The sequence below is a fragment of the Pseudomonas sp. BJa3 genome (assembly GCF_026343815.1).
Lineage (GTDB): Bacteria > Pseudomonadota > Gammaproteobacteria > Pseudomonadales > Pseudomonadaceae > Aquipseudomonas > Aquipseudomonas soli.
The window spans coordinates 98874-111872 of record NZ_JAOXMC010000016.1; the positions used below are offsets into that span (position 1 = coordinate 98874).

At 62.0% G+C, this 12999-nt stretch carries 8 protein-coding genes; 1 reads left to right on the forward strand and 7 read right to left on the reverse strand.

Annotated features, from left to right (window positions below; all coding sequences use genetic code 11):
- Positions 1–15: 15 nt before the first annotated feature.
- The 6 genes from OH705_RS20060 to OH705_RS20085 form a co-directional block, all read right to left on the reverse strand.
- On the reverse strand, positions 16–1344 hold the full coding sequence (locus tag OH705_RS20060) for a sigma-54-dependent transcriptional regulator (RefSeq protein WP_023629617.1): 1329 nt from the start codon (positions 1342–1344) through the stop codon (positions 16–18).
- Positions 1341–3245: a sensor histidine kinase gene (locus OH705_RS20065; RefSeq protein ID WP_094012400.1), complete on the reverse strand. Its 1905-nt coding sequence runs from the start codon at positions 3243–3245 to the stop codon at positions 1341–1343. The genes OH705_RS20060 and OH705_RS20065 overlap by 4 nt, the downstream gene beginning before the upstream one ends.
- Before the next feature lie 68 nt (positions 3246–3313).
- Positions 3314–4048: an amino acid ABC transporter ATP-binding protein gene (locus OH705_RS20070; RefSeq protein ID WP_038706667.1), complete on the reverse strand. Its 735-nt coding sequence runs from the start codon at positions 4046–4048 to the stop codon at positions 3314–3316.
- Positions 4045–4716: an amino acid ABC transporter permease gene (locus tag OH705_RS20075; RefSeq protein WP_023629013.1), complete on the reverse strand. Its 672-nt coding sequence runs from the start codon at positions 4714–4716 to the stop codon at positions 4045–4047. Before OH705_RS20075 ends, OH705_RS20070 begins: the two co-directional genes overlap by 4 nt.
- A complete protein-coding gene (locus tag OH705_RS20080; RefSeq protein WP_023629014.1) occupies positions 4717–5463 on the reverse strand; it encodes an amino acid ABC transporter permease in 747 nt (248 codons plus the stop codon).
- Positions 5464–5610: 147 nt separating this feature from the next.
- Entirely contained in the window at positions 5611–6528 is a 918-nt protein-coding gene (locus OH705_RS20085) for a glutamate/aspartate ABC transporter substrate-binding protein (protein ID WP_031314503.1), read from the reverse strand.
- 350 nt (positions 6529–6878) lie between these two features.
- On the opposite strand from OH705_RS20085, the gene OH705_RS20090 reads away from it, so the two are divergent.
- On the forward strand, positions 6879–11186 hold the full coding sequence (locus OH705_RS20090) for an NEL-type E3 ubiquitin ligase domain-containing protein (protein WP_267302835.1): 4308 nt from the start codon (positions 6879–6881) through the stop codon (positions 11184–11186).
- A gap of 51 nt (positions 11187–11237) precedes the next feature.
- Here the strand turns inward: OH705_RS20090 and glpD are convergent, their stop codons facing one another.
- Positions 11238–12767: a glycerol-3-phosphate dehydrogenase gene (glpD, locus tag OH705_RS20095; protein ID WP_267302836.1), complete on the reverse strand. Its 1530-nt coding sequence runs from the start codon at positions 12765–12767 to the stop codon at positions 11238–11240.
- Positions 12768–12999: the final 232 nt, after the last annotated feature.

Below are 12999 nucleotides of genomic sequence, written 5' to 3' on the forward strand. Positions count from 1 at the left end.
AGGTAAGGTAGCCGATCAGCCGAGGCCGTACTTCTTCACTTTGTCGAACAGCGTGGTCTTGGCCATCCCCAGTTCCTGGCTGGCTTGGCTGAGATTGCCACCGCTGCGCTGCAGGGCATCGCTGAGCAGGTTGCGTTCGAATGCCTCTACCGCTTCGGCGAAACCTAGCCCTTGGCTGGCCCCGCCGCTGCTCCCCTTCTTGAACGCGGGCAGGCCCAGGGCATGGCGTTCGGCGACGTTGCGCAGCTCGCGCACGTTGCCTTGCCAGTCGTGGGCCAGCAACTGCGACAGGGTCTGGCTGTCGAGGGTGGGGGGCTCGCGGTCAAAGCGCAAGGCTGACTGTTGTAGGAAGTGTTCGAACAGTTGCAGGATGTCTTCGCGTCGCTCGCGCAGTGGTGGCAGCTCGAGGGTGACGACGTTGAGGCGGTAGTACAGGTCGCTGCGGAACTGGCCACTCTGGCCCAGTACGGCGAGGTCGGATTTGGTCGCGGCGATCACCCGGCAGTCCACCGGGATGCTCTGGTTCGAGCCCAGGCGTTCCAGAGTGCGCTCTTGCAGTACCCGCAGCAGCTTGATTTGCAGGTTGATCGGCATGCTCTCGACTTCGTCGAGGAACAGCGTGCCGCCGTTGGCGTGCTCGATCTTGCCGATGCGGCGCTTGCCGGCACCGGTGAAGGCATTGGCTTCGTGGCCGAAGATCTCGCTTTCGAACAGGTTCTCCGGGAGACCGCCGCAGTTCAGCGCCACGAATGGCTGGCCCTGGCGTCGGCTGAAGTCGTGCAGGCAGCGGGCAACCAGCTCCTTGCCGGTACCTGTCTCGCCTTCGATCAGGACGTTGGCCGAAGTGTCGGCGACGTTGGCGATCAGCTCGCGCAGTTGTTCCATGGCCGGTGAGCGGCCGATGATGCGACCTTCCAGGCTGCTCTGCTCGGCCAGTTGGCGACGCAGGGCGAACACCTCGCGCGACAGGCCGCGTTGTTCCAGGGCACGGCGCACCACATCGACCAGTCGCTCTGGCGAGAATGGTTTTTCCATGAAGTCGTAGGCGCCGTTGCGCATGGCACCGACCGCCATGTCGATGTCGCCGTGTCCGGTGATCAGTACCACCGGCAAGCTGCGGTCGCGTGCCTTGAGACGGTTGAGCAGCTCCAGGCCATCGATGCCCGGCAGGCGGATATCGCTGACGACGATGCCGGCGAAGTCGTCGCCGATGCGCTCGAGGGCCTGCTCGGCGCTGCCGACGCCTTCGCAGGCGATGTCTTCCAGGGCCAGCGCCTGCTGGCAGCCGAGCAGCACGTGCGGGTCGTCTTCGACGATCAGGACGGTGAGAGGTGCTTGTTTCATAGAGGCTCAGCCAATTCGCTAGGGGGCGTGGCCAGGGGCAGGGCAAGGACGAATGCGGTGCCGCCACCGGCGGGATGTTCGACGCTCAGTGTACCCTTGGCGGCAGTGGCCAGGCTCGCCGACAAGGTCAGGCCCAGGCCCAGGCCATGCTCGCCCGGTTTGGTGGTGAAGAAGGGTTCGAACAGGTGCTTGCGCGCCTCGGCGTCTATGCCATGGCCATTGTCTAGCACCCGCAGGCGGTATTTGTCGCCCTGCCTCTCGCCTTCCAGCCACAGTTGTGGCAAGGGCTGTGTGGCCATGGCATCGAGGGCGTTGCCAATCAGGTTGACCAGGATCTGTTCCAGGCGAGTTTGGTCGATGGCCAGCAACGCATCGTCGAACTGGCGGTGCAAATGCAGGTGGCAGGCGCTGATACGGTTGGCCAGCACTTGCAACGTGGCTTCCACGGCCTTTTCCAAAGACGCCTGGCCGCTGTCGTCGCCACGTCGGGCGAACGAGCGCAGGCTGGCGGTGATGCGGCCCATGCGATCGATCAGGTCGTTCATGGTGCGCAGGTTGGCGCTGGCGGTTTCCAGCGCGCCGCGCTCGAGGAAGCGCACGGTATTGCCCGACAGGGTGCGCAACGCCGCCAGCGGTTGATTGAGTTCGTGGGCGATGCTGGTGGACATCTGCCCGATGGCCGCCAGCTTGCCGGCCTGGACCAGTTCGTCCTGGGCGTGGCGCAAGGTCTGTTCGGCGTGGCGGCGTTCGCGGATTTGCCCTTTGAGGCGTTCGTTGCTAGCGCGCAGGTCGGCGGTGCGCTCGGTGATCTTGCGTTCCAGCTGGCTGTTCGCCTCTTCCAGGGCCTCGCGGGCCGCCAGGCGGGTGGCGATCACCTTGCGTCGCTCGTTCCAGGCGATGGCCAGGATCGCCAGCAGGGCAAAGGCCACCCCGACCAGGATGCCCTGCACCATCGACTCGCGGCGCAGGTCCTGCAAGGGGGTAAGCAGGGTGAAGTGCCAGGGCGTGTCGGCCAGGCGTCGGGTCTGTGCCAGGTAGGAGACATTGTGCTGCTTGCCGTGCTCGGTCTCGCTGTTGGCCGGAAAGGTCAGTTTTTCCACGCCGTCGGACAGGGTTTCCCGGGCCAGCGGTTGCAGCTCGTTGAGCGGCCACCAGTAGTACTGCAGGCTGCGCGCCAGGCGTTCCTTGATCTGCGGGTTCAGCGGCCGCACCGACTTCAGACGTCGGGACGGGTCGCTGGAAAGGATGATGATGCCGTTCTCGTCGCTGACGAAGGCTTCCAGGCGGGCGCGCTGCCAGCGCTCCTCCAGGGTATCGAGGCGCACCTTGATCACGGCCACGCCGATGATCTTGCCGTGCTCCTCCAGGCCGTGGGCCAGATAGTAGCCAGCCTCGCCGGTGGTGCTGCCGATACCGTAGAAACGCCCGGGTTCGCCGCGCACGGCGACCTGGAAATAGGCGCGGAATGCCAGGTCCTCGCCGAGGAAGGAGTCGGCGTCGCGCCAGTTGCTGGTGGCCTGGACCCGGCCATTGGTATCGAGGACGAAGATCGCCCGGCTGCGGCTGCGCCGGTTCAGGCCCTCGAGGTATTCGTTGACGACCTGGCGGTCGCCGGCGTCAGGGTCGGTGAGCAGGCGCGAGACGCTGTCTTCCAGCTCGAGCAGGCTGGGCAGGTAGGTGTACTTGCTGATTTCGCTTTCGACGGTGCGCGCATGCAGCTCCAACTGGCGCTCGCCGTTTTCGCTGAGCGTGCGGATGCCGTTGCTTTCGCTGATCAGGAAGCCAGCCATCCCTAGACCGACCATCAATAGGATGACCAGCGGGGGGACGAGCAATTGGCGAATCAGGCGGGATTTCACGGTGGGCTGGGCAGGGCGAAGGAGCGAAGGGTCGCATTTCATCACAGTGGCCTTGTCACGACCAGCTTCCGCTGCCCGGCAAGTGGCCGGGCAGCGTCACTGTGGCCGACTTAGTGTTGCAGGATCTTGCTGAGGAAGTGCTGGGTACGCTCGTGGCGGCCTTCGGGGTTGCCGAAGAAGTCTTCCTTCTGGCAGTCCTCGATGATGTTGCCCTTGTCCATGAAGATCACCCGGTTGGCGACCTTGCGGGCGAAGCCCATCTCGTGGGTCACGCACATCATGGTCATGCCTTCGTGGGCCAGTTCGACCATCACGTCCAGTACTTCGTTGACCATCTCCGGGTCCAGCGCCGAGGTCGGTTCGTCGAACAGCATGACGATCGGGTCCATCGACAGGGCGCGGGCGATCGCCACGCGCTGCTGCTGGCCGCCCGACAGCTGGCCGGGGTGCTTCTTGGCGTGGGCGCCAAGGCCGACGCGGTCGAGCAGGGCCAGGCCCTTCTTGGTGGCTTCGGCCTCGCTACGGCCGAGCACCTTGCGCTGGGCGATGGTCAGGTTCTCGGTGATCGACAGGTGCGGGAACAGCTCGAAGTGCTGGAACACCATGCCCACCCGCGAACGCAATTTCGGCAAGTTGGTCTTCGGGTCGGCGATGGAGGTGCCATCGACCACGATGTCGCCTTTCTGGAACGGCTCCAGGGCGTTGACGCACTTGATCAGCGTCGACTTGCCCGAGCCGGAGGGGCCGCAGACCACCACCACTTCACCTTTCTTGACCTCGGTGCTGCAGTCGGTCAGTACCTGGAAGTCCCCGTACCACTTGTTGACGTTCTTGATGGAAATCATACGGCGATCCTTTTTTGCAGGCGCTTGACCAGCCACGAAGCGGAGAAGCTGATGAGGAAGTAGACGACACCGGCGAAGATCAGGAACTCGTGGGAGCGCCCGATGATGTCGCCGTTGGCGCGGGCCGAGTTGAGGAAGTCGATCAGGCCGACGGTGTAGACGAGCGAGGTGTCCTGGAACAGGATGATGCTCTGTTGCAGCAGCAGCGGAGTCATCTTGCGAAACGCCTGGGGCAGGATGATCAGGCGCATGCACTGGCCGTAGCTCATGCCCAGCGCTTGCGCGGCGCCCATCTGGCCCTTGGAGATCGACTGCACGCCGGCACGCACGATTTCGCAGAAGTACGCCGCCTCGAACATCATGAACGCCACTACGCAGGAGGTGAACGCGCCCACGGGGGTGTCTTCACCGGTAATCCAGCGCAGCACGAAGGGCACCGCCAGGTAGAACCAGGTGATCACCAGCAGCAGCGGGATGGAGCGGAAGTAGTTGACGTAGGCGCCGGCGACGTTGGCCAGCAGCTTGCTCGACGACAGCCGCATCAGGGCCAGGACGGTGCCCAGGGCGATACCGCCAACCACACCCATGACCATCAGTTGCAGGGTCAGCAGCATGCCGTCCCACAGGGCGGGCAGCGCGGGGATGATTTCGCTGAAATCCATTTCCATTTACTTGCCCCCCACGGAAATCAGGCCAGGCACGGCGACTTTCTTCTCGACCATGCGCATGAGCAGCATCAGGCCCATGTTCAGGGTGAAGTAGATCAGCGTGGCGAGGGTGAACGCCTCGAACAGGTTGGCGGAAAACTCGGCGGTCTGCTTGGTCTGCGCCAGCAGCTCCATCAGGCCGATCAGCGAGGCCACCGAGGAGTTCTTGAACACGTTCAGGAATTCCGAAGTGAGCGGCGGAATGATGATCCGGTAGGCCTGGGGCAGCAGCACGTTCATGTAGATCTGCGGCAGGCTGAAGCCCATCGCGCGCCCGGCCGACTCCTGGCCGCGGGGCAGCGCCTGGATGCCGGTGCGCACCTGCTCGCAGACACGGGCGGCGGTGAACAGGCCCAGGCAGATGACTACGCTGATCAGCGCCGAGGTGGTCGGGTTGAGGTCCTGCTTGAACCACTCCTGCAGGCCTTCGGGCAGCAGGTCCGGCACCAGGAAGTACCAGATGAACAGCTGCACCAGCAGCGGCACATTGCGGAACAGCTCGACGTAGGCGGTGGCGATCCCTGACACCAGACGATTGGGTACGGTACGCATCACGCCGAGCAGCGAGCCCAGCAGCAAGGCGATGATCCAGGCGGAGATGGCGATGGCGATGGTCCAGCCCAGGCCGGTGACGTACCAGTCCAGATAGGTTTCGCTGCCCACGCCGGTGGACTTGAAGAACACGCCCCAGTCCCAGTTGTAATTCATCGGGATTTCCCCTCAGACGGTTGTTTCACGGGCACCTCGATACATCCGGGGGCGTTCGACGCCCTCGGATGTAAAGGTTAGACACTAACTAGGTGGCCTGTTGGATGGATTCGCGCGGATGCGCTTCAGGCCACTATTTGCCGGAGGTCAGGACTTCTTCTCGTCCGCGGCCTTGTCGGTCGGCTCGGCGATCAGCTTCTTCAGTTCGTCGCTCATCGGGAACTGCAGGTTCAGGCCCTTTGGCGGAATTGGCTGCTGGAACCACTTGTCGTAGCTCTTGTTGACTTCACCCGACTTGAAGTAGGCGACGATGGCTTCGTCGACTGCCTTCTTGAAGGCTGGGTCGTCCTTGCGCACCATGCAGCCGTAGATTTCGTACGACTGTGGGGTACCGGTGATGGTCCAGTCGGACGGTTTCTTGGCCTTGGCCATTTCACCGGCCAGCAGCGCGTCGTCCATCATGAAGGCCACGGCGCGGCCGCTTTCGAGCATGTTGAAGGCTTCGCCGTGGTCCTTGGCGGAGATCACGTTCATCTTCATCTGCTTGTCGGCGTTCATCGCCTTGAGGATGCGCTCGGAGGTGGTACCGGCGGTGGTTACCACGTTCTTGCCGGCCAGGTCCGGGAAGTCTTTATAGGATGGCTGGCCATCCTTGACCTTGGTCAGCAGGCGGGTGCCGACTTCAAAGATGCCCACCGAGAAGCCGACCTGCTGCTGGCGCTCGACGTTGTTGGTGGTGGAGCCGCACTCAAGGTCCACGGTGCCGTTCTGCACCAGCGGGATGCGGGTTTGCGAAGTGACCAGGTTGTACTTGACCTTGATGTCGGTGCCCAGTTGCTTCTTCAGGGCTTCGACGACGGCCAGCTGGATGTCGTGGGAGTAACCCACGGGCGCAGTGCTGCCTGCCAGGTAGGAAAACGGAATGGAAGAGTCGCGGTGGCCCAGGGTGATGGTGCCCGAATCCTTGATCTTCTTCAGGGTACCGGTGAGCTCTTCAGCCATGACCGGCGATGCGATGACAGCGGCCGCGATGGCGGCGCCCAGCAATTGACGAACGATGCGCATCAAATTTTCCTCGACGTGTTTGTTTTTTTTATGGAGCCGTTGGCGGACTCTTCGTTCAACGAATACAGCATGAAGCGGGTGCATTCGGCTTCCAAGTGTAGAGCATGAGTCGTGCCAAGCCCTGATAATCATCATAACGCTGTGAAAATGCTGAGTATTAATCTTTTTTGACGCGGTGAAACTTAGCTCGTAGCAGACGGGTTCCCGAACGGATCTCTCTTTGGCGTTCGGTGTTCCGAACGAATTGTTATCGGTTTGCGAGGTGGCCAATGGAAAGTGGCAACTATGTACAGGGTCTTTCTCAAGCGCGAGTGGTGTACTGAGATTCTCATCTCGTCAAGGACCCTGACATGACAGTCGCGCCGTTTTTCCCGCATTCGATCGATGGACTGATTGCACGGCAACTACCTGTGTGGATGACTCGGCACGGCGTGGATCACTTGCTGTCGTTGCGCCTCGCGCTACGTCGACAGGAGGCGGCGTCGAGCGCGCTTAAGCAGGTATTGGACGGTATTCCTTCGCTGGAAAAGTTTGCTGAGCAACTGCTGGAGCCTGCGCTTCGCGCGCGTGGCGTTGCCAGCCCCGATGTCCGACGCAGCACAGTACGCATCGTCGAGCAATTCAGTTTACCGACGGTAGCCCCTAGCCTTTATCGACCAAGCTACGAGCGTTCTTCCATCCGCACGCTGTTGGTTGCCGCCCTGCACAATTTCCATGTCACCGAAACCCGGCCTGGGCTTAGGCGCAAGGGGCAATTGCATGCAAAGTCCGGCCGTGTGCTGCCGCTGGGATTCGAAGCTTTCGCAGGGCTGTGTCGACAAGTGGACATAGGGGGGCGCTACCAGGCGCTTCTCAATCAGCACCTGGTGCCATCCGATCAGCCAGGCGACCTTCCTGGAGAGGCTGCGCAGCGGCTGCATCGACGTTTCGAGGAGAGCCTGCGCAGTCACTTTGAGGTAGCTGTGCGCATTGCCACACTCAAGGGGAACCTGGATGAGCAAAGTTATCTTCACTTGTTGCCAGTAACTGCGCCCAAGCCGATCGTGCCTACCTTGCCAGGCGTCATCATGCCGCGCCAACTCTACCTGCTCGGTAAATGCGTGAGGGGGGTGGTGACACTGGAGGTGCGGCAGGAGCTTGATGCGCCTTTACTAGGTGTGATCGCCTGGATTCCTGGCGATCCGCTATCACCCGTTGCGCGTCATGACTCTTGGCAGGCGCTGTACGACGCGCTGGCCGAACGGCTGCGCGACAAGACCTTTCGCGGCTTCTTTTCACGTTTCATAAGCGAGCGTGACCGGGGGGCATTCTTCACCTTGCTCGAGGAGCGTCTGCAGGCCACGGCAGCGCACGGGGTATCACTGGATGGGCGCTGTCTGGTCATTGATGCCCCTTTGTTCGAACACCTGCGGACGCTGTGGATCAGCAAAATGCTCGACGACGCCAGGGTGCTTGCCGTCCCGACAGGCGACGAGGATCAAGAGGAGCGAGATCGTCGTCTGGCCGCCTACGCATCGTTTGGGCTGGACCTGATGAACCTCGCAGGCCTTTTCATTCCCTTGGTGGGCGAAGTGATGTTGGGGGTTGCAGCGGTGCAGATCGCCAGTGAAGTCTACGAGGGTTACCAGGATTGGCGCATTGGCGATCGCCAAGGGGCACTGGACCATCTTTTTGGCGTGGCTGAGAACGTTATCCTAGGGGCAGTGATGGCCAAAGGGGCAGCAGGGGCCGTCAAGGTACTTGACCGCTCGATGTTCGTCGACGGCCTGGCGCCGGTATGCACCTCGACAGGTGACCTGAAGTTGATGGCTGACGATCTGGCGGCCTATCACGATCCGCGCAATGTCGCTGCTGGCGACCAGGAAAGGGTATGGCAACACGATGGCTTTTCTCTGCGCATAGTCGATGATCCGCTTACCGGTACCTGGCGCGTGCGACACCCACGCGATGCTGAAGCTTATCGTCCGCTGATCGAGAGCAACGAGGATGGCGGTTGGGTTCATGAGCTGGAACAGCCGCATTATTGGCAGGGTGCGGGGAACCTGGTACGGCGCTTCAACGAACGGTGGCGTGAGTTACCTGATACGACAGCTGACTATCTGCTTCAGGTCACCGGCATTGATGAGGCAAGTATCAGGTTGCTTCACCTGCGGGGCGCGCCAGCACCGGCCAGGCTTGTGGATGCGTTGGAACTGCATCAGGTGCACGAGCAGTTTCCGACTCTTTCTGGACCTGCGCTGGCGCAGCGACTCAGCGAGCGCCAGATGTCGCCAAGCCCTGAAGAGTCCGTGCTGTTAAGGCAATTCCCCACTTTGACCGCGCGTACGGCACGTGAACTGTTCAAGGCCGCCACGGGTGCCGAGATCGAGCATCTCGCGACCGGTCGCGTGCCTTTGGCACTGGCTGAGCGTGCGCGTTGGCTCGCACGACAGCACCGTATAGACCGCGGCTGTGCCGGTTTGCGCTTGCCCAGGTTGGCTAACGCCGATACCGAGCGGCTGGCATTGGGGCTGCTCGATGGGCTGGCGCCGTGGGGGAGCGGAGTACGGATAGAGCTGCGACAGGGCTCTGTGAGTGGACCGCTACTGGCTGCCCATGGGGCTTTGGACAGCGACGCTATCCGGGTGATCACCAGGCATGGCGACGGCTACGGATGGTCCTCGGGGCCGGTTGAGTCGGCAGATCTGATGCAGGCGCTGCTTGGCTCTCTGGAACAAGAGCAAGCGGTATTGCCCGACGGCAGCCGTATAAGCGCGACGGCCTTGGGCGAAAGGCTGGCGGCTAATGCCGCGGCCGATAGGCAACAGGCGGCTCTATTGATGGGCCTGGTATCGCAGGATGCTTTCCGCCCGCCGGTAGGCTTTGCAGACGGGCGTGTGGGGTACGCCTTGAGCGGGCGGGCGGGGGGAAGCCGACAAGCCATTCGACGCGGTATTCATCAAATCTTCCCGACGCTCAGCGACGACGAAATGCACGCCTACCTGATGAATCTGATGAACCAGCGTATAGGTTTCTGGGAGCATTACGCCCAGCTGCAGGAGCAATTGGCCGGTCTGAAAAGCCATTTGCAGTCGTGGCGCCGCGAGGCCGTCAACGCGCTGGATGCGCGCAGGCGGCGAAATGTGGCGAATGCGCTGCGGCGTAGTTGGCGGCGCAAACTCACCAACCTGGCTGACGAGTACGTACTGGAAATCGAAGGTGAGCGCGTAGGTAGCCTGCCCGCATTGCCCGATGGAGTGGATTACCACCACGTCCGGCGCTTGACGCTCCGCGACATGGCGCTTGCCGAGCTGGATGAGGGCTTTTTGCGTCGCTTCCCCAATCTGGTCGAGTTGAACTTGTCTGGCAACCATTTGACTGAAATTCCTGCAGGCATCGAGACATTGGAGCATCTGCGGCATTTGCATCTGCAAGGCAACCGGATCGAGCTCGATCACGTAGGCCAGCGTCGGCTTGCCGCACTTAATTCATTACAGGTGCTGGACCTCAGCCACAACCCGCTGCGCCGGGCCCCGGTGTTGACTCATCTACGCAGCCTGCGCACCGTGAGTCTGCGAGCTGTGGGGCTGGAGGCGCTGCCTGATCGCGTTTCCTGGCGGGCCACTGTCGACCTTCGCGACAACCGCATCCGTCAACTGCGCCAGGACCTCTTGGAGTTGCGCCAACAGGTCGAGCGGCTCGCCCTGCACGACAATCCCCTGGATGAAAGAAGTGAGGGGCTGCTGGACGAAGCTAGCGGCGGTGCGGTGGGCGCGGCAAGAGGTGCTGCAGGATATCGTCATCAGCCAGTTGATGAGCAACTGTGTGAAACCTGGCTGGGTTCTGCCAGTGGGCGTGAGCGTGAACGTTGGCGGGCAGTGTGGCAGGCGCTGAGCGAGGAACCTGGATCAGCGGGTTTGTTTCAATTTCTGGCCGACTTTTCCGATTCGGTGGACTTCGGGGAGCATGCAGGCCATTACCGAACTCGAGTGTGGCGTATCCTGGACTACTGCGAACAGCATGAGGCGGTACGCCAGCGGTTGTTCCTGGAGGCTTCCGGCCAGCGCACCTGCGAAGACGGCCTGCTGTTGATTCTCAGCCAGTTGGAGCTTGGCGTACTGGTCGAGCGAGCAGTCAGTGGTGTACCTGCTGTTGATGTCGAGGATCGGCTGATGCGCCTTGGGCGATCGTTGTTCCGCCTGGATGAGGTGGACCGCATCGCGGCCCGGCACGTTGAGCGAATACGTGAGGCCAGCCTGCCGGTAGATGAGATTGAGGTAAGGTTTTTCTATCGTTACAAACTGCTACACCCACTCGGCTTGCCGCTGGAGTCGGACTCAATGCATTACCAAGGTCACGCCCGGGTGACTACCAGTGACGTGCTCCGTGCGCAAGACCAGGTATTGGGCGCTGAAACGGCAGATGCGTTGATCGAGTCGACTGCACAGCGCCCGTTCTGGGCGGCCCATGTGCGCGAGCGCTACGCTTCTCGATTCGCTGCGTTGGCTGAACCGCTGCGGTTGCGCATGGAAGCGCTGGAGGCGGATGTCGAGCAAAGCCGGATTGATGATTGGACCTTCACGCTACGCAGCAACGCACTGATGTACGAGTTCGAGCTCGCCGAGCGCCGCTTGCTCAGGACGCTGGCCCGTGAGGTCTACCAGCGTCTGTATTGCTGAATACCTGCGCAATCGCTCCCGGGCGCCCATCGCGGGGCGCATGGGATGCTTTCAAGCGGCGCAAGCCTGTTCGGAGCGAGCCCGCAGATAGGTGGCGAGAGCCTGTTGCTCCGAGAAGCTTGTGAACAAGCCCAGCTTGGTGCGGCGCCAAAGAATATCTTCGGCGTCCAGCGCCCATTCCTGCTGGCAAAGATAATCCACTTCTCGGCTGAACAGTCCGCCCCCGATGGATTGGCCCAGGTCCTCAGGTCCGTTCATACCGTCAAGGATGTGCCAGGCTCGGCTGCCGTAGGTAATCGCCCAGCGTTTGGCGATATCTGGTGCCAACCAGCCGTGACGAGCTTGTATGTCTGCGGCGAGTGCCTGAGCAGTGCTCATGTCTTCACCGCCTGGCAATGGCGCATCGGCAGTCCAGCTACCGCGCATCTGGGTGAAGAACGGCTTGAGTTCGGCCATGGCCGATTCGGCCAGCTTGCGGTAGGTGGTGAGCTTGCCCCCGAACACCGACAGCAGCGGCGCCTGCCCTTCACTTGCGGACAACGCCAGTGTGTAGTCACGGGTCACCGCCGACGGGTTGTCCGACTCGTCGTTGCACAGCGGACGCACCCCGGAGTAAGTGTGCAGGATGTCGCTGCGGTTCAGTTGGTGGTTGAAGTGGGCGTTCACTACATTCAGCAGGTAATCGGTTTCCTGCTCGGTGATCGCCACCTTGGCCGGGTCGCCGCTGTATTCGCGGTCGGTGGTGCCGATCAGGGTGAAACGGTCCAGGTACGGGATGCAGAAAACGATGCGCTGGTCTTCGTTCTGCAGGATATAGGCATGTTCGCCTTCGTACAGACGCGGCACGATAAGGTGGCTGCCCTGGATCAGGCGGATACCGTAGGGCGCGTCGAGCTTCAAGTCGTCCTTGATAAAGCTGGCCACCCAGGGGCCGGCAGCATTGACCAAGGCGCGGGCACGAATGGTCTGCAGGCTGCCATCGGCGTTCTGCAATTCCACCTGCCACACGCCATCGATGCGTTCGGCGCGCAGGCAGCGGGTGCGCGTGCGGATCTGCGCGCCCTGTTCACGCGCGGCCATCGCGTTGAGCACTACCAGGCGGGCGTCATCCACCGCGCAGTCGGCATATTCGAAACCGCGGGTGATGGCCGGCTTGAGCGGGTAACCCGGGCCGAAGCGCAGGCTGCGCGAAGCACCCAGGCGCTTGCGCTTGCCGAGGTGATCGTAGAGGAACAAACCAGCGCGGATCATCCAGGCGGGGCGCAGGTGCGGGCGGTGCGGCAGCACGAAGCGCATGGGCTTGACGATGTGCGGCGCCTTGGCCAGCAGCACTTCACGCTCGGCCAGGGCTTCGCGTACAAGGCGGAACTCATAGTGCTCCAGGTAGCGCAAGCCACCGTGGATCAGCTTGCTGCTGGCCGAGGAGGTGTGTTGTGCCAGGTCATCCTTTTCACAAAGGAACACCTTGAGGCCACGCCCGGCGGCATCGGCAGCAATGCCCACGCCATTGATGCCACCGCCGATAACGGCGAGGTCGTAGCAGTCTTGGAGGGGGGGCTGGGACGAAACGGGCTGGGACACGGGCAAGGCCTCCTGGGGCTGTTCACAGCGAATGTGAACATCAATGTTCGTTTGCGAAAATAGTAGCCTAATGAACAGGCGGCGGCCAGTCAGTCTTCATAGAAAAAACTGATCGGATGACAGGGAAATGAACATTTTCGAAAAGGCAGGGTGATCGATTTGCAAGGCAGGAAGATCAAGCGCCGCCAGGACGGTGCTCGACCCGACTGCTTGCAATAGGCGAGGCGGGCGG